Consider the following 22,121-nt stretch of genomic DNA (forward strand, 5'->3'; position numbering starts at 1 on the left):
GGAGAGTGCTTTGATTTACACTCATTATCCGTTAATAGGCGCCACGGATGTGGTCATGAACCTGTTCTTCATAAAACCGTTTCAACTGGTCCATTTCAGAAGGACTGAACGGCTTTACATCAACGGCCTTCAGATTACTTTCCACCTGGCCGACATGTTTGAAGCCGGGGATTGCCGCCGTTACGGCATCATGCTCAAGAATCCAGCGAAGCGCTGCCGCTGTCATACTCTCCCGGTCTTCTTTGATCCAGTCAAGCTTCTGACTCAGTTCGACACCCTTTTCAAACGGCAGCCCCGCAAACGTTTCACCGGCATTGAACAGCTGGCCGTCCCGGTTAAACGTCCGGTGGTCATCTTCCTCAAAGGTATGACCGGTCTTAAATTTCCCTGTCAGCAGACCACTTGCAAGAGGAACACGCGCCAAAATGCCGACCCCTTTTTCCTGAGCTGCCGGAAACAGTTCCCCAACCGGCTTCTGCCGGAAAATATTAAAGATAACCTGCAGGGCCTTCACGTTTGGATAGTTCATCGCTGCAAGTCCTTCTTCAACAGACTCCACCGATACACCGTAGTGGCGAATCAGCCCTTCCTGCACGAGATCATCCAGAACCTGAAAGACCTCACCGTCGTTTATGATCTCAATCGGCGGACAGTGAATCTGGTACAAGTCAATGCGCTCGCGTCCTGTTCTTGAGAGGGTTCCGGTAAGATACTCCTTTACCTGCTTCTTCGAATACGTCTTTGGACTGTGAATATCGCCGGCACGACAAAATTTACTGGCCAGGTAGATCTCGTCTTCCTTTCCCTTCGTCGCCTCTTTTAATAAAGTCTCACTGTGTCCGTCACCATAGACATCCGCAGTGTCAAAGAAATTGACACCTTCTGCCATGGCTTTCTCAAGGCCCTTCATCGATTCGGCATCGTTTTTCGAACCCCATGCGCCGCCGATTGCCCATGTCCCAAAGCTGAGTTCACTGATCTTCAGTTCTGTATCGCCAAGCTGTCTGTAATTCAAATGATCATCTCCTTCGTAAAGTTCAGTCACTCTCCTTACTAACATACACCGCGAAAGCGGATTCGTAAACCAATGACATCTTCAGCTTTCCCGTTTTCTGCGCTCCTCATCAAGCTCTTTGTAGGCAGAGAGAAAGGAAGCAGGTTCATCTTTCACCATATAGGAAAAAACACCACGGGTTGTATGCAAATAAAGGAGCCCCTCTCCGTCCGGCATTTCACGGTATGACATATCGAGCACCGTTTCGATGGGAAACGTACGGTATTTGGTTTCCACTTTATCTTCATAAAGAATGATTTCCCTCTTATACTCCACATTCTCCTGCTCAAGTTTTCGCACTTCCCGCTGCACTTTATAATACGGGTGACTCGCAAGTCTTGTCATCGCACACACTCCCTGTCTTTTATCGTCTGTCATCATGAATGCTTCCTGCTTTCACATTCTGTTTTGAATGATTATACTAGGGGTACGAATGAACAGGAAAGGTGGTGTCATACAAATGGATATATTCACTGTCCCGGACCCGAACGATCCTATGATGGGGTACGCTTATCTCATGACAATCTTCGTCTTGATTGCCGCATCGTTTACCGTATACAAAATGAAAAAATCCAAAAAGAGCCTGCCGAAAGAAGAACCTCAGGCTTTTGATATGTATGAAGACAAAATCGAATCGAAGCACGAATCAGATCGAAACGAGTGATCATTATGGAAAAAGACATCTGTTTACACCCCTTCACGATCAGACATGTCAGCACCGTTTTCATAATGAATCGTCAGGGAAGACCGTCGCAGGCTTTACAACAAGGAACGGCGGCGTCAGTGAAGGGCCCTTTGCGTCCAATAATCTCGGCTTTCATGTGCCGGATTCCCCTGATCATGTTTTACAAAACCGCCGCTCTCTCGCATCTGTCCTGGATACAAGCCTTGATCAGTGGGTCTTTTCTGAACAGACACACCGGGATCAGATCGTCAAAATCCCCAAAGCCCTTGCAGGAAGCGGTTCGACCGGCATGCACGACTGGATTCGCGATACAGATGGCCTGTATACGTCCGAACCGGATCTGGTTCTCGCGCTGCTCTACGCAGACTGTGTCCCGCTGTTTTTTCACGATCACAGGAAAGGACTTATTGGCATTGCCCACGCCGGCTGGCAAGGGACCGTTCAGAATATTGCCGGTAAAATGATTCAGCTTTGGATTGAGCATGAACAGTGCGCCCATGATGATATTACTGTCATCATCGGCCCGGCAATTTCCGCGACCCGCTACCAGGTAGACAGGAAGGTCATCGATGCCGTCGATGACACCCTAAAAAAGCTTGAGATCGATGAACAGCCTTATAAAGAAGTCACACCAGGCCAATACGCGCTTGATTTAAAACGATTCAATCTCCTGCTCCTTCTCCGGGAAGGGCTTGATCCAAGTCAGGTGAAGATATCAGGTTCCTGTGTGTTTGAAGAGGAGAACACCTTTTTCTCACATCGGCGGGATCGCGGCCAAACAGGTCGTATGGCCGGCTGGATCACCCGCTATGGTTCCACTTCCGACTAAGAGCGCCTTTTTGGTGCTCTTTTGTTTTACAGAGGTTTCTTGCAAGCAGTATGGAGGGGTTTGCCTGCTGTCGCCGAGTGTAAGAACCACGCTACCGGGCAACAACATGTATCCGTTTTATCAGAAATCCCCGCCCTTCCTTACTTTTATGAAAACGCTTCAGAAAAATTTACAATTTATCAGAAAATTCAATCACCCCTTACTGCCACAAGGAAATCGGCTCTTTTCTTACTCCCGCAAGCGATTGAACTGTCAGAATTTTTTACATCATGCTGTTGCAATCTCACCGTTCAGCGTGTAACATAACCATCAATATCAGATTTTTTCAACGATTCTAACATTACGGTGACAGGCGTCACAACACTAACAGAAAGGAGTGGGTCGGTATGAGCAACCAATGGATCTTCCTTGGTGGTGAGTTCGTCAAGAAAGAAGATGCGGTCGTCAGTGTGTACGATCATGGTTTCCTCTACGGAGATGGGGTGTTCGAAGGCATTCGTGTCTATCACGGCAACATCTTCAAACTCGATGAGCACTTGACTCGACTATATCAGTCAGCACAGTCGATCATGCTAACAATTCCATACGACAAGGAGGAAATGGAACAGGTCATTGTTGATACCGTCCGTAAGAATGAACTCCAATCTGCATATATCCGCATTGTCGTTTCCCGCGGACCAGGTAATCTCGGACTTGACCCTTCATCCTGCAGGAAACCGCAGGTGATCGTCATCGCCGAGAACCTCCGGATGTTCCCGGAAGAATTGTACGAGCAGGGTCTCAGAATTGCCTCTGTCGCAAGTCGCCGAAACCGGCCGGACGTCCTCAGCCCTCAGGTTAAATCCCTGAACTACCTGAACAACATCCTCGTGAAACTTGAAGCCAATCAGGCAGGTGTTGACGAAGCACTGATGCTGAATGATCAAGGGTATGTGACTGAAGGATCCGCCGATAACATTTTTATCGTCAAAGATGGCAAGATCAAGACACCTCCGGTCTATCTCGGTGCACTTGAAGGCATTACGCGCAATGCCATCCTTGAGATCGCGAGTGAACTCGGATATGACGTTCAGGAGACACCGTTTACCCGTCACGATGTGTACATCGCTGACGAAGTCTTTCTCACCGGAACCGCTGTCGAAGTCATCGCAGCCGTTGAAGTGGACGGACGCAAGGTGCGGGATGGAAAGCCTGGAGAGATTACCAATCATTTATTAAGAGAATTCAGAAAAGTTGTTGTCAATGATGGCACACAATGTTACGATAAGTCTCAAACCAAAGCGATCGTGTAAGTCATACGCATACAGAAACCTGTGACGGGTAAAAAGACTGAAGATTCGGGTAATCACAGAGAACCGGAACTGCTGGAAACCGGTATTACTCCTTCATTCGACATCTTCCCTGAGGGCGCTGCTGAACATTCTTCTGATCAGTAGGCTGCGCCGGGTCCTGAAACGGACCCGTTATCAAAAGAAGCTGTTCAATCAGCTTCACAAGGTGCCCGGTGCGAGCCGGTCACAAAATCGGGTGGTACCGAGAAAAGCAAAGGCTCTTTCTCCCCGTTCTCTGTTAAAGTAACGACTTTAACAAAGGCGGAGATAAAGGGTCTTTTTTTCGTATACACGTAAGCAAATCATATCCATACCAGGAGGGGAATTTGATGAAAGTAAGAACAATGCCAGAGCCGGCAAAGGCTCAACCGCAAACCGCAACTCAGCCTAGGACCGGTGCCGACATTCTTGTTGAATCACTGCTCAAGCAGCAGGTTAAAACGATATTTGGTTACCCTGGCGGAGCCGTACTGCCGATCTACGACGCTCTGTACCGTTCGGAAGGTGACTTCGACCATATCCTGACTCGCCATGAACAGGGCGCAATCCATGCAGCAGAAGGCTATGCCCGGGTTACAAACGAAGCGGCCGTCGTCATCGGAACGAGCGGACCAGGAGCCACCAATCTCGTTACAGGGATTGCCGATGCAATGATGGATTCCCTTCCGCTCGTCGTCATCACCGGCCAGGTTGCCACAGCCGTTACCGGAACAGACGCTTTTCAGGAAGCGGATGTCATGGGGATCACAACGCCGATCACCAAACACAACTATCAGATCCAGGATGCTTATGATATCCCGCGGATTATCAATGAAGCTTTTCATATTGCGTCCACAGGAAGACCCGGACCAGTCGTTGTCGATATCCCGAAAGACATTTCTGCAGGGATTGTGACGGAAAAAGGACCGGAAGCATTCCATCTGCAAGGCTATCAGCCGACAATTAAACCGAATCCGATGCAGATCAAAAAAGTGGCTGAAGCATTAAAACATGCGAAAAAACCACTGATTCTTACAGGGGCAGGCGTCCTGCACGGCCATGCATCAGATGCCATCCTTCAGTTTGCGGAGGCGTGTCAGATCCCGGTTACATCCACCCTGCTCGGCCTCGGCGCATTCCCTGGTGATCACGAACTGTTCCTAGGTATGGCGGGCATGCATGGCACATACGCATCAAACATGGCCATCACCGAATGTGACCTGCTCATTAACGTCGGTGCCCGTTTCGATGACCGTCTGACCGGCAATCTTGCTCATTTTGCTCCGGAAGCAACCATTGTCCACGTCGACATTGACCCGGCCGAAATTGGCAAAAACGTGCCGACAGACATTCCTGTCGTCAGCGACAGCAAGGCAGCCGTTGAATCGATTATGAAACACACGGAGGCAACCGGCGATTACAGCCAGTGGCGCGAACATCTTCAGACTTATTCAGCCGAGTTCCCGCTCTGGTTCAACAATCCGCAAGAAGAAATGATTCCACAGTGGCTGATCTCATCCATCTTTGACATCACCAAAGGCGACGCCATTGTCACAACGGATGTCGGTCAGCACCAGATGTGGTCCGCACAGTATTACCGCTTCAACCGTCCCGACCGCTGGGTCACTTCAGGAGGCCTTGGCACGATGGGCTTTGGTTTCCCTGCAGCAATCGGCGCTCAGCTTGCCAAGCCGGAAGAACGCGTCCTTGCCATAGTCGGTGACGGCGGTTTCCAGATGACCCTTCAGGAACTGTCCGTTCTTCAGGAACGGCAGCTGCCGGTGAAAATCATCATTGTGAACAACGGTGCACTCGGCATGGTCCGACAGTGGCAGGAAGCCTTCTATGATAAGCGCTATTCCGAATCCCTGATCGGCACGCAGCCGGATTTCGTAAAACTCGCCGACAGCTACGGCGTTGAAGGCATCAAAATTGAGTCCCAGGCACACTTTATGGAAGTGGCACCTGAATATCTGACGAATGATAAACCCTGCCTTCTCGACTGCAGAGTCCTGCAGCAGGAAAACGTTTATCCGATGGTCGCACCTGGTAAATCAATCAACGACATGATAGGAGTGAAACCGGAATGAAACGGATCATAACAGCAGTTGTCCAAAACCGCAGCGGGGTCCTGAACCGGTTAACCGGTCTCCTCCAAAAAAGACAGTTCAATATCGAAAGCATCTCCGTCGGACGCACTGAAACAGACGGCGTATCGCGCATGACATTCGTCGTTGATGTGGAAGACCACCGGAAACTTGAACAGCTGACCAAGCAGCTGAACAAGCAGATCGACGTCATCAAGGTATCTGACCTGACCGATCAGGCTGTCGTGGCAAGGGAACTCGCCCTCATCAAAGTGGTCTGCACACCGCAGCATCGCATGGAAATCCAGGGCATTATTGAACCCTTCCGGGCCGATGTCATCGATGTCAGCCGTGACTCCCTTTCTATTCAGGTCACCGGCAAACCGGAAAAAATCGAAGCCGTTATTGATCTCTTGAGACCATACGGGATTAAAGACATCGCAAGAACCGGCATCACCGCCTTTACACGCGGTCATCAGCCGCAAGTATCCGAGTATCCGGCATTCTCCCTGTTAAAGTAACACCTACAACCGATTTCACCACTCTGATTCAGAGTTTTGGAAATAATAAAAAATGAATGGAAACGAAAGGAATGTTCAGTTTATGACAACAGTACTTTACAACCACCAAATCGAAGACCAGGCTTTAAAAGCAGAAAAAATCGCCATCATTGGCTACGGCTCCCAGGGGCACGCACATGCACTCAACTTAAAAGAAAGCGGCTTTGACGTTGTCGTCGGCCTGCGTAAAGGAAAGTCATGGGATAAAGCAGTGGAAGACGGCGTCGATGTGACGACTGTACCGGAAGCTGTCAAACAGGCTAAAGTGGTCATGATTCTTCTTCCTGATGAATATCAGCCAAAAATTTATGAAGAGCAGATCGCACCGCATCTTCAGCCGGGTGCTTCCCTCGCTTTTGCACACGGGTTTAACATCCATTTCAGCCAGATCCAGCCTCCTGAAAACATTGATGTTTTCCTCGTCGCACCGAAAGGTCCGGGGCACCTCGTACGCAGAACCTATGAAGAAGGCGCCGGGGTTCCTGCCCTCTTCGGGATCTATCAGGATGCATCAGGGAAAGCAAGAGAGACAGCCCTTGCTTATGCAAAAGGCGTTGGCGCAGGACGCGCAGGTATTCTCGAGACGAGCTTCCAGGAAGAAACAGAAACAGATCTCTTCGGTGAACAGGCTGTATTGTGCGGCGGGGTTACTAGCCTCATCAAAGCCGGCTTTGAAACATTGACAGAGGCAGGCTACCAGCCGGAAGTTGCCTATTTTGAGTGCCTGCACGAAATGAAGCTGATCGTGGACCTTCTCTATGAAGGAGGACTTGAGGGCATGCGCTACTCCATCTCCGACACGGCACAGTGGGGAGACTTCGTATCCGGACCGCGCGTCGTCGATGCCGATACGAAAGCCCGTATGAAAGACATCCTTTCAGACATTCAGACCGGTAAATTTGCGCATGGCTGGATTCTTGAGAACCAGGCGAACCGTCCTCAGTTTAATGCCATCAACAACCGTGAAAATCAGCATGAAATTGAAGTTGTCGGCCGGCAGCTGCGTGAACTGATGCCTTTCGTCAAAAAACCGGCTAATAAATAAGTAAAGGGAAGTGATTGATATGACTCGCATAAACATTTTCGATACAACTCTGCGGGATGGTGAACAGTCCCCCGGTGTCAATCTGAACCAGCTCGAAAAACTCGAGATTGCCAAGCAGCTTGAACGCTTCGGGGTCAACGTGATGGAGGCAGGCTTCCCTGCTTCCTCACGGGGTGATTTTGAAGGGGTTAAGAAGATTGCCGATACCATTCAGCAGGCATCGGTTACAGGACTTGCAAGAGCGGTGAAATCCGATGTGGACGCAGCGTGGGATGCCTTAAAAGGCGGCGTCGATCCGCGTCTGCACGTCTTTATCGCCACATCGCCCATTCACATGACCCACAAACTGAAGAAATCGCCGGATCAGGTCGTCACCATTGCAGAAGACATGGTACGTTATGCGAGAAAAACTTTCCCTAAAGTAGAATGGTCCGCGGAAGATGCATCGCGATCGGATCTCGACTTTCTCGTGCACATCATCGAAAAAGTCATTGATGCCGGCGCAACCGTGATTAATCTGCCGGATACCGTCGGCTATACGACACCTTATGAGTACGGCAAGATGTTCCGTTACATTTCAGAGAATGTGCGAAACATCGACAAAGCCATTCTTTCCGCACACTGTCATGACGATCTCGGTATGGCCGTAGCCAACTCGATTTCGGCCATGGAAAACGGTGCAACGCAGGTGGAGGGCACAATCAACGGCATCGGAGAACGTGCCGGAAATGCCGCACTCGAGGAACTCGCCGTCGCCATGCATATCCGCAAGGACTTCTATAATATCGAAACAACCATTAACCTCGGTGAAACAAAACGGACCAGTGACCTCGTCAGCAAGTTGACCGGAATGTTTGTCCCAAGAAACAAAGCCGTCGTCGGTCAAAATGCCTTTGCGCACGAATCCGGAATTCATCAGGATGGTGTTTTGAAACATGCCGAAACGTATGAAATCATTACACCGGAACTTGTCGGGGTTCACTCGAATGACCTCGTACTCGGAAAACATTCCGGAAAGCATGCCTTTAAAGACCGGCTGAAAAAACTCGGTTATGAACTGAGTGACGAACTCCTGGGCAAGGCGTTCGTTGAGTTTAAGCAGCTGACCGATCATAAGAAAATGATCACCGATGACGATCTCTTTACGATCCTGACGGATATTCAGACATCCGCTTATGACATCTCATCCTATGATCTGACGTCCTTCCAGGTGCATTACGGTTCAGGAAACCTGCCTACAGCCACAGTTGCCATGACGAATCCTGACGGTGACAAGTGCGAAGAGGCACGGACAGGATCAGGCAGTGTCGAAGCCCTCTACAACACGCTTGACGCATTGATCAAAGAGGAACTTCACCTGACCGATTATCAGCTTAATTCCGTCGGACGCGGCAGAGATGCCCTTGCTGAAGCCCATGTCAAAATGACCGTTGAAGGCATCGACGTCACAGGACGCGCAAGCTCACAGGATGTCCTCGAAGCTTCCGCTAAAGCGTTTGTCAATGCCGTAAATCGCTTCATTCACCAGCGGGCTATGGAGGCCGGCACAAAAAATGATCAGGAGCACACCATCCTGACATGAGGAGGATCCCATGAATAAATCAATTGTACTTCTTCCGGGCGATGGAATCGGCCCGGAAGTTGTTGAATCTGCGAAATGTATACTCGATGCCGTCGCGCAAGCCTGTCACCATACGTTTACGTACGACACAAAAGACATCGGCGGCTTAGCCATTGACAACCACCAGGACCCCCTGCCTGAAGAAACCGAAGCGGCATGTAAAGCTGCGGACGCCGTTCTTCTCGGTGCAGTCGGAGGGCCGGCCTGGGACAACAATCCCGCTCACCTGCGTCCTGAAAAAGGACTGTTACGTATTCGGAAGTCGCTTGGTTTATATGCCAACCTCAGACCGGTACAAGGTTTTCCCGAACTCCTTCACGCCTCGCCACTGAAGTTTGACGTTGTCAACGGCAGTGATCTTTTGATCGTAAGAGAATTGACAGGCGGATTGTATTTCGGTGAGCCAAGCGAACGTCGGGACGATGGACAGTCTGTCGTAGATACCCTGGCTTATACCCGTGAGGAAATGGAACGGATCATTGAAACAGGCTTCGAAGCTGCCATGGTCCGAAAGAAACACCTCACATCCGTTGATAAAGCCAATGTCCTTGAATCAAGCAAAATGTGGCGTGAAATTGTGATGGAAAAAGCGAAAGACTTTCCTGAAGTCACTGTCGATCATGTACTCGTCGACGCCGCAGCCATGAAGCTTATCACAGATCCGACTCAGTTCGATGTGATGGTCACAGAGAACATGTTTGGCGATATTCTGAGTGATGAAGCATCCGTGTTGACCGGATCTCTCGGTATGCTTCCGTCAGCAAGCCTCAGAAAAGACGGATTCGGCCTCTATGAGCCGGCACACGGCTCCGCACCCGATATTGCAGGTCAGGGCATCGCCAATCCGCTTGCCACCATTCTGTCTGCCGCGATGATGCTGCGCTACTCGTTTGATATGGATCACGAAGCCACCCTTATAGAACAGGCCGTTGCAAAGACTATCGCCGCAGGCTACCACACCGCCGATCTCGATGTGAAAAATGGCACGAAAATGGGCACAAAAGAAATCACAGATAAAGTGATCGATTTTATAGCTGAAGAGACACCGACAGAGAGCATTATGCGCTGTTATGCGTAATGAGAAAGGATGAACCGACTATGAAACAGCCAAAAACCATTATCGAAAAGATCTGGGAAAAGCATGTCGTGCACGAAGAAGCGAACAAACCCGATCTGCTGTATATCGATCTGCATCTCGTTCATGAAGTCACATCCCCACAGGCATTTGAAGGTCTGAGAATGAAAAACAGGCCCGTTAGACGCCCAGACCGGACCTTTGCGACGATGGATCATAACGTCCCGACGATTGCCCGTCATATCGTATACGATCCGATCTCGAAAAAACAGATGGACACCCTGGAAGAGAATTGCAAAGAATTCAACATCCCATTAACAGGGATCGATCATCCCGATCAGGGAATCGTGCACGTCATCGGACCTGAACTCGGTCTGACTCAGCCCGGGAAAACGATCGTGTGCGGAGACAGCCACACGTCAACGCACGGCGCGTTCGGCGCCCTTGCCTTCGGGATTGGGACAAGTGAAGTGGAACACGTCCTTGCTACCCAGTCTCTGTGGCAGGCAAAACCGAAGACCATGAATGTCCACGTAACAGGTGAACTCTCTCCTGCCGTCACCTCCAAAGACCTGATCCTTGCCATCATCGGCAAATTCGGTGTGAAATTTGGTACGGGACATGTCGTTGAGTATACGGGCGATGCGATCCGTAAACTGACAATGGAAGAGCGGATGACCATCTGTAATATGTCCATCGAAGGCGGCGCCCGCGCAGGTCTCATCAGCCCGGATGAGACAACCGTAAACTTCCTGAAGGGCCGGCGTCATGTGCCTGAAGGCGAAGCCTTTGATCAGGCTGCGTCCGAATGGCTCAGCCTTGCCACAGATGCGGATGCCACGTATGACCAGACCCTGACGATCGATGCTTCCGAAATCGAACCTCAGGTCACCTGGGGCACGAATCCATCGATGTCGATTCCCGTCAGTGCAAATATCCCGGCCCCGGAAGATGCAAAATCTGACGTGGACCGTGAAGAAATCGAGCGTGCCCTTGCCTACATGGGGCTTCAAGCAGGAACGCCGATTTCAGAGGTGGAGATCCAGCACGTCTTTATCGGTTCCTGCACGAACTCTCGCCTCAGCGATCTTCGCCGGGCGGCCAAAATCATTGATGGACAAAAGGTCCACGACGGCGTACGGGCCCTCGTCGTACCCGGCTCACAGACCGTCAAACAGCAGGCAGAGGCAGAAGGCATTGATCAGATCTTTATCAATGCAGGCTTTGAATGGCGCGACGCCGGATGCAGCATGTGCCTTGCAATGAATGATGACATCGTTCCTTACGGAGAACGATGTGCCTCTACATCGAACCGAAACTTCGAAGGCCGCCAAGGAAACGGTGCAAGAACACATCTCGTTGCCCCTGAAATGGCCGCGATTGCCGCAATCAACGGACGCTTTACCGATATCCGCTCCTATGAGCCGGCACCTGTCTAAACGTATACACGAAAGGAGAACGACACATGGAACCGATCAGACAGCATACGGGGAAAACCTATCCCCTTTACCGAGCCAACATTGATACTGACCAGATTATTCCGAAACAGTTCCTGAAACGCATCGAGCGGCAGGGCTTTGGTCAATTTCTATTTTATAACTGGCGTTTTGATGAGAACGATGAACCTAGAAAGGATTTCTCCATGAACGAAGAACGTTATCAGGATGCAAGCATTCTGATTGCAGGCGAGAACTTCGGCTGTGGCTCATCAAGGGAACACGCTCCGTGGGCGATTCAGGACTACGGATTCAGAATCGTCATTGCGCCGAGCTTTGCCGATATCTTCTCCAATAACTGTGTAAAAAACGGAATCCTCCCCATCGAGTTGCCGGAAGAGACCGTCAGCGTGTGGGCAAATCAGGCGAAAACGGGCACATTTGAACTGAACGTTGACCTTGAAGCCAAATCCGTCACTGCCCCGGGAGAAGAACCTGTCCCGTTTGACATTGCAGACTACCGCCGTGAGATGCTTCTGAACGGCTGGGATGAGATTGCCGTTACACTGACACTCGATGATAAAATCAGTCAATATGAACAAACGCGTGTCTGATAAAGAGCACAAAAAAACGCCGGAATCAATGATTCCAGGCGTTTTTTTGATTATTTCAACTTACTGAGATGAGGCATCCCGATCGTTTCTTCCACAGGCAGGACAAATCCGATGCCTTTACCAGGCTCGTCAATATGCACCTCGCGTTCAATGGCCTGCAGCACATCTTTCGTAATCGAACGTTTTACAATCGTTAAAACGAGTTCTTTTTCCGGCTCAATATTGATGGAGAGCAGCTTTGCTTTCTCATGAATACCGCTTCCTCTTGCATTGATGACGGTGCCTCCCTCGGCACCACCAAGTTTCGAGGCGTCAATCACTTCACTGGCATCCCCTTTGTTCACAATCGTAATAATCAAATCAAAACCGTCATGTCTCACATCATCCGTCATAATATCGAGCGCCCCCTTCTCTACCTCTTCATAATCCATATGAACCATCCCGATCGTCTTGAGGATATCAATAACAAAGCCGATGCCGCGCCCCGCCTTATTCAGCTTCACAGACTGATCGATCGCCTTAATAACGTCCGGTAAAAGATCCTCAGGAACGAGGTTAAAGACCACGTCTTTTTCATACATCGTATCAATGGAGAAGATCTTCTTCTTTTCATGTACCCCGATGCCACTGGCAAGCATGATTGTGCCGCCTTCACATCCGGCTTTCTTCGCCGCCTTCATGACTTTCTTTGCCTGGTCACGTTTCACGATTGTGACCAACAGTTTATGATCTCTTCGAATATGTGCTATCACGAGGTCATCCGCTCCTTTGTCCGGTAAATCATCCCAAGGACCAGCACGGCGAGGATTGGTGTCAGCGCCACGAGCGCAATCATGCCAAACCCGTCAAGCAGCGGGTCCCGTCCTTCTGTTACTGATGCCACACCGACCGCAATGGCCATGATGAATGTCACCGTCATCGGTCCTGTTGCCACACCGCCTGAGTCAAAAGCGATCGCGACAAACCTTGGACTCGATACAAAAACAAGAATCAATGCAAGTATATAGCCCGGGAGGATAAAGTACAAGAGCGGAATGCCCAGAACAATCCGGACCATCGAGAGGGCAATCGCCGTTCCCACACCGATCGAAAGGGTGATCAGCATCACATTTTTGGAGATGGAACCTGCAGTGACTTTTTCAACCTCATAGTTCAGAATCCGAATGGCAGGCTCTGCAAATGTTGCCACGAATCCGAAAACGAAACCGAGAATAGGCAATAAAATAATCGTATTTTCCCGTTCTCCGAGAATCTCACCGATCGCTTCACCCGCGGGGAAAAAGCCGACCTCCACCCCCTGCAGAAAAAGCAGAAGGCCAAAAAAAGTAAAGACAATGCCGATCAGAATATCTTTGATCTTGGACCAGCCAAGCTTGAGGAATATCGCATTAAAGACAAAGAAAAAAAGCAAAAGAGGAATGATCGCCATTGTCACTTCAATCAGAACGTGATCAAATCCTTCAAGGAGCATTGTAAACCAGCTCAGTTTCATCCGTAAATCACTCCCAACAGCATCACCGCAAAGATCGGGCCAATGGAAGCAAGTGCAACCAGGCCGAAACTGTCACTGGTGGATGATTTCCCCCGCAAAACGGAAGCCACACCGACGCCGAGCGCCAAGATGAACGGAACCGTCATCGGACCGGTCGTCACGCCGCCCGCATCGAAGGAGATCGGAACAAAGTTGGGTGGGACCTGCGTCATTAACAGGATCACAAGCCCGTAGCTCACGATCAGAATATACTTCAGCGGAATATTAAAAATCGTACGTGCCATTGCCACTGCAACAAAGAAGCCGACACCGAGTGCGACGGAATAGACAAGTAAGTTGTTCGAAATCTCCCCTCCGGAGACCTGATCAATTTGCGAAGCAAGTACACGCACATCGGGTTCTGCGATCGTCACGACGACACCAAGCACAAAACCGATCCCAATGACGAGACTCCATTTTCCGGTTTTCGGCAGGCTTGAGCCAATCATTTCACCGACAGGTAAAAGACCAATATGTACCCCCACCAAAAATAAAAACAAACCGAAACCAACCATTACAACCCCCGCAACAAACCGGAAAAACAATTCGGGCGGAAGACCAATTACGGTATATTGAAGAACGATAATGACGGCGGCCATTGGAAAGATGGCCATCGCCACTTCTTTAAACTGTTCCCAGATTTTCTGCATACACGTCACCTCTTTTTTTTACTTCCCTCATTGAAGTCAAACAAAACGACTATTCATTCAGAGATGTTTGCGTTATAATGAATAATCGATGAATGATGAAACGTGAACAAAGAAAGGATTTTTTACCATGTCAGTACTCACAACCGCACCGCGCCGGACCTTTGCCATCATTTCTCACCCGGATGCCGGTAAGACCACTTTAACAGAGAAATTGCTCCTTCTCGGAGGCAGTATCCGAAGTGCCGGAACCGTCAAAGGGAAGAAATCGGGAAAATTTGCGACATCCGACTGGATGGACATTGAAAAACAACGCGGGATTTCCGTCACGTCGAGTGTGATGCAGCTTGTCTATAACGATGTACAGGTCAATATCCTTGATACCCCGGGTCACCAGGACTTCAGTGAAGATACGTACCGGACACTCACAGCAGTGGATACAGCCGTGATGGTGATTGACAGTGTCAAAGGGATCGAATCCCAGACGCTGAAGCTTTTTAAAGTCTGCCGCATGCGCGGTATTCCGATCCTGACCTATATCAATAAACTCGACCGTGAAGGGAAGGAACCGCTTGATCTCTTGTCTGAAATTGAGGAGACCCTTGAAATGGAGACGTTTCCGATGAACTGGCCAATCGGCACCGGCAAACGGCTCAAAGGAATCTATGATTTGCAGACTGAAACCGTCGAAACCTTTAATGAGGGTCACAATAACCGTCAGATCGTACCGCTTCAGGAAGCGGACAACCTTGCTGACTATGAGCGTGAAGCCCTTGAAGAAGAAATCATGCTCCTTGAGGAAGCCGGTAATGAGTTCTCCCAGGAAAAAGTGCAAAACGGCACAATGACACCCGTCTTTTTTGGCAGTGCACTGGCCAATTTCGGTGTTCAGTCTTTCCTCGATGCATTTGTGGATCTCGCAAGTAAGCCGCAGCCGCGAAAGGCATCAGGAGCAATGATCGACCCTGAACAGTCTCAGTTCTCAGGGTTTATCTTTAAAATCCAGGCGAACATGAACCCGAATCACCGTGACAGAATTGCGTTTCTCCGTGTGTGTTCAGGACAATTCGAACGGGGTATGGAAATCGTCCTTTCACGGACAGGCAAGAAAATGAAGCTCAGTCAAAGCCACTCCTTTTTCGCCTCGGATCGAGAGACCGTCAACTCGGCCAAACCCGGAGACATCGTCGGTATTTATGATTCCGGTAACTTTCAGGTAGGAGATACGCTGATTGGCGGCGGTGAACGAATTCAATACGAAGAAATGCCGCAATTCCCTCCAGAGAAATTCGCCAAAGTTACGGCGAAAAACGCGATGAAACATAAACAGTACCATAAAGGCATCGATCAGCTTGTACAGGAGGGGACCATCCAGCTCTATAAGACTCCGTACTTTGAAGATTACATTCTCGGGGCCGTCGGAGAACTGCAGTTTCAGGTATTTGAATACCGTATGAAGAATGAATATAACGTGGACATTGAATTTAATCACATGTCCCACGAACTCGCACGTTGGGTGACCAAGGGTGACGTATCGGATATCATCAGCGACAGTCGCAAAATGCTTGTAGAAGATCAGCAAAAGCGTCCTGTCCTGCTGTTTGAAAATGAATTTGCCATGCGCTGGTTCCAAGATAAAAATCCGGATTTTGAACTGTCCAGCGGATGGGATATTCTCGAATAACCAGATTAGAGGCCAGTCCGGCAATTGCCGGGTGGCCTCTTTCATCATAGATTAAACCTAAAAAAACAGGAGCCCTCTCTTAAGGCTCCCGGTGATTATTTTGATGCGATTGGCTTCTGCTGTTCTCTTCCTTTTCGGATTTTCCCTTTCCCTTCACACGGCTCGCAAGTGACGGTTTTCATTCGGAACATGACCTTCTTCTCCACTCGGCCTTTACCACGGCATGCTTTGCATACATAATAGATCGCCACGTGCCTCACCTCGATTCGGGTCTTTTGTTATCCTTACCCGATCAGGCATATGATAAACCTCATATTTATTGCGAAATTGCGACATTCTCTGATTGATGGTACTGAAGTCTTTGGTACTGGTTAATGAGAATATCGAGTTCCTGGCTTTGTCTGATTACTTCAGATGAACTGATCCCGTATTTGCAGACAGCATCCATCATGTTTCGCCGTTTTGATTCAATCTCATGCAACAATCGGCTTTTCATGTCAAGTCTTTCCCTTCACATTAGTCTTACGTCTAATATTACCAACTATAAACAATCGTATCATAAGTTGAATTTAATTTCCAATCAAATTGATATTTTACACAAAAGAAACGAAAAAACAGGACAAACCTCACCGTTACGTGACGTTTGTCCTGTTTACTTAACCTGTTAGATCTGTTCTGCTTTTTGGGTTACCAATGACTTCAGCTCTTCAAGACGCGCTGATGTCTGTTCATGAGAATCACCATTCACACCGAAATAGAATTTGATTTTCGGCTCCGTTCCGGATGGTCTGAGGCAGTACCATGAACCGTCTGCCAGAAACATCTTAAGTACGTTTGAGGATGGCAGATTGACATCACTTTCTTGCCCGCTCTTTAAATCTGTCCGCTTGCCCGACTTGTAGTCCTCAACGGCCACGACATCATCTTCAAGCTCTCCATCAGCCACTGACTGTCTGAACGTGTCCATGATGCGTACGATTTTTTCAGAGCCTTCTTTCCCTTTAAAGGTATAACTGACGAGATCCTCGTAAAAGAAGCCGTAACGCTTATACAGATCAAGAAGCGCATCGTAGAGGCTCATGCCCAGTTTCTTATAATAAGCTGCCATCTCAGCCGCCAAAAGCCCCGGCTGAATGGCATCTTTGTCTCTCGCAAACGGTTCAATCAGATAGCCGTAGCTTTCTTCATAACCGAAGAGGAACGTGTGCTCACCGCTTGTTTCATACTGACGGATTTTTTCTCCGATAAACTTAAATCCTGTCAACACATCGAGAGACTGCATACCGTATGCCTCTGCAATAACCCGGCCGAGTTCCGAGGTCACAATCGTCTTCAGGACCATACCGTTATCAGGAAGGTTGCCTTTTTCTTTTCGTTTCATCAGGAGATAGTCAAGGAGAAGGCCTCCTGTCTGATTGCCACTAAATACCTGATAATCGCCCTGGTGATTCTTCACGGCAAGACCAATACGGTCTGCATCCGGATCTGTTGCAATTAAAAGATCCGCATTCACTTCTTCTCCTTTTTTAATCGCCAGTTCAAAGGCGCTGTGCTCCTCCGGGTTCGGCGACTTGACTGTCGTGAATTCCGTATCCGGTTCCGCCTGTTCTGACACCGGATGAACGTTTGTAAATCCAGCCATGGCAAAGGTATTCATCATGGGTTTTTGTGCCGTACCATGAAGAGGAGTGAAAACAATCGAGAGCTCTCCCCCCATCTCATCAATCAGTCCCTGATCCATAATGACAGCTTTCATCTCGTGTAAATAGGCATCATCGACTTCATCGAGGACCCATTGCATCAGTCCGTTTGACAGAAGCTCGTTCTGATCGCCTGTCTCCACTTCAAGTTCATCTTCCACAGCATTAACAAAACCAATCAGCTGATCCGCGTCTTCCGGAACAAGCTGGCAGCCGTCTTCGCCGTAAGCTTTAAACCCGTTATATTCAGGCGGATTATGACTTGCCGTGATCATCGCACCTGCGAAGGTATTTAAATGGCGGACTGCGAAAGACAGAACCGGTGTCGGTCTCAGTTCACTGAATACATACGCTTTGACACCGTTCTTTCCAAGGGTCTCCGCCGCTTCCACGGCAAATTCTTTTGACATTCTGCGGTTATCATAAGCGATCACGACCCCACGATTCATGGCTTCTTTCCCTTTGGAAGCCACATAATCCGCAAGTCCTTTTGCCGCTTTTCTCATCGTATACACATTCATCCGGTTGATCCCCGGACCAATCTCACCCCGGATACCACCGGTTCCGAATTCCAGCGTTTTATAAAAATGATCTTCTATTGCTTTGTCATCCCCACTTAACTGATCAAGCTGTTCTCGAACCTTTGAATCCAGTCCTTCATAAGCCTGCCATCGCTGGTAGTCTTCTTTCCATGCCATTAAATACTCCTCCTTTAAAAAATACAAGTACTCCCCTCATTATCCTTCAGAATAAGAGGGGAGTAAAGAGTTTTCTGTTAATTAACTTCCTTTAATTGGATTCTTTTGTTTCCACCGGGTTTGCAGCATAGAAGATCTCTTCTTCAAGGTATGCGACGTGCCGCTCCTTGTCAGCTTCCGACCACCCAAAGCGCTTGGAAAGATAATCAACCACGCCGTCTTTCCACTTGTTTACGTAGTCAATATCGAAGAACAGTGCACTCGTTCTGCGGTTAAAGAAATCAATTGGTGCCACCACCATTTCCTCTTCAATCCCGTAAATCAGTGAGGCAAAGACATCTTTCGATAACCCGTAAAGCTCACATTCATCGCCTGTCGTTTCCATAATCTCATAGACCCGGTCCACATTGGAACCGTAGAGATTGGACAGACGTTTTGCAACAGCTTCAGACAGTCCGAGACTTCGACCTTTCGCCGTTTTTTCCTGCAAGAAGGCTTCAAGATTCGAAGAACCGCCGATGCCCCCGCCTGAAAGCGGGATTTTGGCCGTTCTGCACTTGGCCTTGATGCCCTGCTGCTTCACAACAATATCGACGATCCGTTCTGCCATTTTACGGTATCCGGTCAGTTTCCCCCCTGCAATGGACAGGAGCCCGGACTCTGATTCGAACGTTTCATCTTTTCTGGAAATCTCTGAAGCACTCTTTCCTTCTTCATAGATGAGCGGTCTCAGGCCCGTCCAGCTCGATTCCACATCTTCTCTCGTCAGATTCACACCAGGGAACATATAGTTCGATGCCTTAATGACATAATCCAAATCCGCTTCCGTCATACGGGGATGCGTAATGTCTTCTTTGTAGAAGGTATCCGTCGTCCCAATATACGTTTTATTCCCACGGGGAATGGCAAATATCATCCGTCCGTCATCTTCCGTGTCAAAGTAAACCGCCTGCTTCAGGGGGAAGCGGGACTGATCAACGACAATGTGAATCCCTTTCGTCAGATAGAGATACTTGCCTGTCTTTGATCCGTCCTGCTCTCTCAATTCATCGACCCACGGCCCTGCTGCATTGACGACTTTTTTCGCCCGGACTTCAAATTCTTCTCCAGATGCCAAATCCATAATCACTGCACCGACCACTTTCCCCCGCTCATAGATCAGTCTCTCTGCTTTTGAATAGTTCGTTGCCAAGGCACCCTTTTCAACAGCTGCTTTTATAGTTTCAAGGGTCAACCTAGCATCGTCCGTTTTGTACTCAACGTAAACCCCGCCGCCCTTCAGCATGTCCGTTCTGAGGAGCGGTTCTCTCTCTTGGGTTTCTTTCTTCGACAGCATCATCCGTCTCTCTTTACGATGAACGCCTGCAAGAAAGTCATACACTCTTAATCCGACTGATGTGGCGAGTTTGCCGTACGTGCCCCCTTTTATAATCGGCAGCATCATCCACTCCGGATTTGTTACATGCGGTGCATTCTCATAAACAATCGCACGCTCTTTTCCCGTTTCAGAGACGACTTTGAAATCTAACTGTTTTAGATAACGAAGTCCTCCGTGAACCAGTTTCGTTGAGCGGCTTGACGTCCCTGCAGCAAAATCCTGCATTTCCACGAGACCTGTTTTGAGACCCCGGTCTACGGCATCCAATGCGATTCCTGCACCTGTGATCCCCCCACCGATGACCAGAATGTCAAGCTCTTCATTTTCCATTTCTTTCAGATACCCTTTTCGCTGCAATGCACTAAATGGTTTTACCATGTCGACACACCCTCCTGAATTTTACAGCCAATCGGCTGCAACCCCAAATTGTTGCAACACAACACGTCTGTGTGATGTTGAAAAAAGAAAAAAGAGACGACAATCATGCCGGGAGCCGCAATGACATGCATCCCCGGTTATGTTGTCGTCTCTCAGATTCTCAGACGTGATATTAACTTAACGGCAGCATATCATATTTGATTTGGCTGTTAAAGTTTTATGCCTGCTGTTTGGATTTCTTTTTCGGTTTGAACGCCATCGTGGCATCAACAGCGGTTTTCCAACCATCATAGAGGCCTTCGCGTGTTTCTTCATCCATCTCCGGCTCAAACGTTTTGTCAATTGCCCACTGATCGGCGATTTCGCTCTTATCCTGCCAGAATCCGACTGCGAGTCCTGCAAGATAAGCAGCACCAAGCGCAGTTGTTTCCTGGACTGTCGGGCGTTCAACCGGCACATTCAGAATGTCGCTTTGGAATTGCATAAGGAAGTTGTTCGCAACCGCGCCACCGTCAACACGGAGTGTTTTCAGATCAATACCTGAATCTGCATTCATCGCACCCAGAACGTCCGCTGTCTGGTAAGCAAGAGATTCAAGGGTTGCACGGATAAACTGTTCCTTTTCTGTTCCGCGAGTCAATCCGAACATGGCACCACGAACATCGCTGTCCCAGTATGGTGTACCGAGTCCCACAAAGGCAGGCACGAGGTATACGCCGTCATTGGATGTAATTCGTTCTGCATACTGTTCGGTTTCAGAAGCGGATTTAATCATGCGGAGGCCGTCACGGAGCCATTGAACCGCGGATCCTGCAACGAAGATACTTCCTTCAAGGGCATACTCAACTTTTCCGTCGATTCCCCACGCAATGGTTGTCAAAAGACCGTGATCGGATTTAACGGCCTCTTCGCCGGTGTTCATCAGCATAAAGCAACCTGTGCCATACGTGTTCTTCGCCATTCCTTTTTCAAAGCAGGCCTGACCGAACAGTGCAGACTGCTGGTCACCCGCAGCTCCTGCGATTGGAACCTCTTCACCAAAGAAGTGATAGTCAATCGTCTTGGCATACTCTTCAGATGAAGGACGCACTTCAGGAAGCATGGATTTTGGCACGCCGAGAATATCAAGCAGCTCGTCATCCCACTTCAGCTCATGGATGTTGTACATCAGCGTACGTGAAGCATTGGAATAGTCTGTTACGTGCGCGCGGCCACCTGAGAGCTTCCAGATCAGCCAGGTATCAATCGTACCGAACAACAGCTCACCATTATCAGCCTTTTCACGTGCTCCTTCGACGTTATCGAGGATCCATTTCACTTTTGTACCGGAGAAGTATGCATCAATCAAGAGACCGGTTTTATCACGGAATGTGTCATTCAAGCCCTTTTCACGCAGCTCCTGACAAATATCATCTGTCTGACGGGATTGCCAAACGAGCGCGTTGTATACCGGTTTACCTGTTTCCTTCTCCCATACAACCGTCGTCTCACGCTGATTTGTGATCCCGATGGACGCAATTTCCTTTGGAGAAACATCCTGGTTTGCCAATACTTCTGCAATGACGCCGAGAATGGATGACCAGATTTCATTGGCATTATGCTCTACCCAGCTTGGCTTCGGGAAATACTGTGTGAACTCACGTTGCGCGACATCCACAATTTCCCCTTTTTTGTTAAAAAGGATTGCCCGTGAACTGGTTGTGCCCTGATCGAGTGCGAGTACAAATTTCTTTTCCATGAATAAATTCCTCCTTGAGTTTATTTCTCTGTATTTATTGATTGTCAGGGC

General features: G+C 49.0%; 20 protein-coding genes. 11 read left to right on the forward strand and 9 right to left on the reverse strand.

Translation table 11 applies throughout. The features are described 5' to 3' along the window. Positions 1-31 precede the first annotated feature (31 nt). Together BSEL_RS12805 and BSEL_RS12810 are read right to left on the reverse strand one after the other, a co-directional pair. Complete coding sequence (locus BSEL_RS12805; RefSeq protein ID WP_013173446.1) at positions 32-1,015, reverse strand: aldo/keto reductase; 984 nt, start codon at positions 1,013-1,015, stop codon at positions 32-34. Positions 1,016-1,096: 81 nt separating this feature from the next. Further along, positions 1,097-1,435 carry a hypothetical protein gene (locus tag BSEL_RS12810; protein WP_013173447.1) on the reverse strand — a complete coding sequence of 113 codons (339 nt, stop codon included), beginning with the start codon at positions 1,433-1,435 and terminating at the stop codon, positions 1,097-1,099. A 79-nt stretch (positions 1,436-1,514) separates the two neighbouring features. Between BSEL_RS12810 and BSEL_RS12815 the strand changes: the two genes are divergently transcribed. The 10 genes from BSEL_RS12815 (at position 1,515) to leuD (ending at position 12,316) form a co-directional block, all read left to right on the forward strand. Then, positions 1,515-1,718, forward strand: coding sequence for a hypothetical protein (locus BSEL_RS12815; RefSeq protein WP_013173448.1), 204 nt, complete (start codon positions 1,515-1,517; stop codon positions 1,716-1,718). Continuing rightward, positions 1,672-2,568 carry a peptidoglycan editing factor PgeF gene (gene pgeF, locus BSEL_RS12820; protein WP_013173449.1) on the forward strand — a complete coding sequence of 299 codons (897 nt, stop codon included), beginning with the start codon at positions 1,672-1,674 and terminating at the stop codon, positions 2,566-2,568. Before BSEL_RS12815 ends, pgeF begins: the two co-directional genes overlap by 47 nt. Before the next feature lie 386 nt (positions 2,569-2,954). Then, a complete protein-coding gene (gene ilvE, locus BSEL_RS12825) occupies positions 2,955-3,860 on the forward strand; it encodes a branched-chain-amino-acid transaminase (RefSeq protein ID WP_013173450.1) in 906 nt (301 codons plus the stop codon). 368 nt (positions 3,861-4,228) lie between these two features. Beyond that, the gene (gene ilvB / locus BSEL_RS12830; RefSeq protein WP_013173451.1) at positions 4,229-5,968 is read left to right on the forward strand and encodes a biosynthetic-type acetolactate synthase large subunit; all 1,740 of its coding nucleotides are present in this window, start codon (positions 4,229-4,231) and stop codon (positions 5,966-5,968) included. Continuing rightward, positions 5,965-6,486: an acetolactate synthase small subunit gene (gene ilvN / locus BSEL_RS12835; protein ID WP_013173452.1), complete on the forward strand. Its 522-nt coding sequence runs from the start codon at positions 5,965-5,967 to the stop codon at positions 6,484-6,486. The genes ilvB and ilvN overlap by 4 nt, the downstream gene beginning before the upstream one ends. A gap of 82 nt (positions 6,487-6,568) precedes the next feature. Next, a complete protein-coding gene (ilvC, locus tag BSEL_RS12840) occupies positions 6,569-7,570 on the forward strand; it encodes a ketol-acid reductoisomerase (protein ID WP_013173453.1) in 1,002 nt (333 codons plus the stop codon). Positions 7,571-7,589: 19 nt separating this feature from the next. Beyond that, positions 7,590-9,152: a 2-isopropylmalate synthase gene (locus BSEL_RS12845; RefSeq protein WP_013173454.1), complete on the forward strand. Its 1,563-nt coding sequence runs from the start codon at positions 7,590-7,592 to the stop codon at positions 9,150-9,152. 10 nt (positions 9,153-9,162) lie between these two features. After that, positions 9,163-10,269: a 3-isopropylmalate dehydrogenase gene (gene leuB / locus BSEL_RS12850; protein ID WP_013173455.1), complete on the forward strand. Its 1,107-nt coding sequence runs from the start codon at positions 9,163-9,165 to the stop codon at positions 10,267-10,269. Positions 10,270-10,289: 20 nt separating this feature from the next. Then, positions 10,290-11,705 carry a 3-isopropylmalate dehydratase large subunit gene (leuC, locus tag BSEL_RS12855; protein ID WP_013173456.1) on the forward strand — a complete coding sequence of 472 codons (1,416 nt, stop codon included), beginning with the start codon at positions 10,290-10,292 and terminating at the stop codon, positions 11,703-11,705. A gap of 26 nt (positions 11,706-11,731) precedes the next feature. Beyond that, entirely contained in the window at positions 11,732-12,316 is a 585-nt protein-coding gene (gene leuD, locus BSEL_RS12860) for a 3-isopropylmalate dehydratase small subunit (RefSeq protein WP_013173457.1), read from the forward strand. 50 nt (positions 12,317-12,366) lie between these two features. Here leuD and BSEL_RS12865 read toward each other — a convergent pair whose 3' ends face one another. From BSEL_RS12865 to BSEL_RS12875, 3 genes are read right to left on the reverse strand one after another with little or no spacing between them, the layout of a single operon-like run. Next, positions 12,367-13,068, reverse strand: coding sequence for a P-II family nitrogen regulator (locus BSEL_RS12865; RefSeq protein ID WP_013173458.1), 702 nt, complete (start codon positions 13,066-13,068; stop codon positions 12,367-12,369). Further along, positions 13,065-13,808 (reverse strand): DUF1538 domain-containing protein, encoded by a 744-nt coding sequence (locus tag BSEL_RS12870; protein ID WP_013173459.1) that lies wholly within the window; start codon positions 13,806-13,808, stop codon positions 13,065-13,067. Before BSEL_RS12870 ends, BSEL_RS12865 begins: the two co-directional genes overlap by 4 nt. Then, positions 13,805-14,497, reverse strand: a complete 693-nt coding sequence (locus BSEL_RS12875; RefSeq protein WP_013173460.1) for a DUF1538 domain-containing protein — start codon at positions 14,495-14,497, stop codon at positions 13,805-13,807. Before BSEL_RS12875 ends, BSEL_RS12870 begins: the two co-directional genes overlap by 4 nt. Positions 14,498-14,624: 127 nt before the next feature. Here BSEL_RS12875 and BSEL_RS12880 point away from each other — a divergent pair, with 127 nt between their 5' ends. Continuing rightward, entirely contained in the window at positions 14,625-16,178 is a 1,554-nt protein-coding gene (locus BSEL_RS12880; RefSeq protein WP_013173461.1) for a peptide chain release factor 3, read from the forward strand. A gap of 316 nt (positions 16,179-16,494) precedes the next feature. Here BSEL_RS12880 and BSEL_RS12885 read toward each other — a convergent pair whose 3' ends face one another. From BSEL_RS12885 to glpK, 4 genes are all read right to left on the reverse strand, one after another. Further along, on the reverse strand, positions 16,495-16,674 hold the full coding sequence (locus BSEL_RS12885; protein WP_013173462.1) for an aspartyl-phosphate phosphatase Spo0E family protein: 180 nt from the start codon (positions 16,672-16,674) through the stop codon (positions 16,495-16,497). 168 nt (positions 16,675-16,842) lie between these two features. Continuing rightward, positions 16,843-18,576, reverse strand: a complete 1,734-nt coding sequence (locus BSEL_RS12890) for a phospho-sugar mutase (RefSeq protein WP_013173463.1) — start codon at positions 18,574-18,576, stop codon at positions 16,843-16,845. 91 nt (positions 18,577-18,667) lie between these two features. Next, positions 18,668-20,332, reverse strand: a complete 1,665-nt coding sequence (locus BSEL_RS12895; protein ID WP_013173464.1) for a glycerol-3-phosphate dehydrogenase/oxidase — start codon at positions 20,330-20,332, stop codon at positions 18,668-18,670. A gap of 217 nt (positions 20,333-20,549) precedes the next feature. Continuing rightward, the gene (gene glpK / locus BSEL_RS12900; protein ID WP_013173465.1) at positions 20,550-22,070 is read right to left on the reverse strand and encodes a glycerol kinase GlpK; all 1,521 of its coding nucleotides are present in this window, start codon (positions 22,068-22,070) and stop codon (positions 20,550-20,552) included. Between the last annotated feature and the right edge of the window lie 51 nt (positions 22,071-22,121).

The organism is [Bacillus] selenitireducens MLS10 (assembly GCF_000093085.1).
GTDB lineage: Bacteria > Bacillota > Bacilli > Bacillales > Salisediminibacteriaceae > Salisediminibacterium > Salisediminibacterium selenitireducens.

Bases quoted from the DNA above. Each gene is read 5' to 3' on its own strand.
- BSEL_RS12810 (WP_013173447.1), bottom strand. From the start codon at position 1,435: ATGATGACAGACGATAAAAGACAGGGAGTGTGTGCGATGACAAGACTT.
- BSEL_RS12815 (WP_013173448.1), top strand. From the start codon at position 1,515: ATGGATATATTCACTGTCCCGGACCCGAACGATCCTATGATGGGGTAC.
- pgeF (WP_013173449.1), top strand. From the start codon at position 1,672: ATGAAGACAAAATCGAATCGAAGCACGAATCAGATCGAAACGAGTGAT.
- ilvE (WP_013173450.1), top strand. From the start codon at position 2,955: ATGAGCAACCAATGGATCTTCCTTGGTGGTGAGTTCGTCAAGAAAGAA.
- ilvB (WP_013173451.1), top strand. From the start codon at position 4,229: ATGAAAGTAAGAACAATGCCAGAGCCGGCAAAGGCTCAACCGCAAACC.
- ilvN (WP_013173452.1), top strand. From the start codon at position 5,965: ATGAAACGGATCATAACAGCAGTTGTCCAAAACCGCAGCGGGGTCCTG.
- ilvC (WP_013173453.1), top strand. From the start codon at position 6,569: ATGACAACAGTACTTTACAACCACCAAATCGAAGACCAGGCTTTAAAA.
- BSEL_RS12845 (WP_013173454.1), top strand. From the start codon at position 7,590: ATGACTCGCATAAACATTTTCGATACAACTCTGCGGGATGGTGAACAG.
- leuB (WP_013173455.1), top strand. From the start codon at position 9,163: ATGAATAAATCAATTGTACTTCTTCCGGGCGATGGAATCGGCCCGGAA.
- leuC (WP_013173456.1), top strand. From the start codon at position 10,290: ATGAAACAGCCAAAAACCATTATCGAAAAGATCTGGGAAAAGCATGTC.
- leuD (WP_013173457.1), top strand. From the start codon at position 11,732: ATGGAACCGATCAGACAGCATACGGGGAAAACCTATCCCCTTTACCGA.
- BSEL_RS12870 (WP_013173459.1), bottom strand. From the start codon at position 13,808: ATGAAACTGAGCTGGTTTACAATGCTCCTTGAAGGATTTGATCACGTT.
- BSEL_RS12875 (WP_013173460.1), bottom strand. From the start codon at position 14,497: ATGCAGAAAATCTGGGAACAGTTTAAAGAAGTGGCGATGGCCATCTTT.
- BSEL_RS12880 (WP_013173461.1), top strand. From the start codon at position 14,625: ATGTCAGTACTCACAACCGCACCGCGCCGGACCTTTGCCATCATTTCT.
- BSEL_RS12885 (WP_013173462.1), bottom strand. From the start codon at position 16,674: ATGAAAAGCCGATTGTTGCATGAGATTGAATCAAAACGGCGAAACATG.
- BSEL_RS12890 (WP_013173463.1), bottom strand. From the start codon at position 18,576: ATGGCATGGAAAGAAGACTACCAGCGATGGCAGGCTTATGAAGGACTG.
- BSEL_RS12895 (WP_013173464.1), bottom strand. From the start codon at position 20,332: ATGGTAAAACCATTTAGTGCATTGCAGCGAAAAGGGTATCTGAAAGAA.
- glpK (WP_013173465.1), bottom strand. From the start codon at position 22,070: ATGGAAAAGAAATTTGTACTCGCACTCGATCAGGGCACAACCAGTTCA.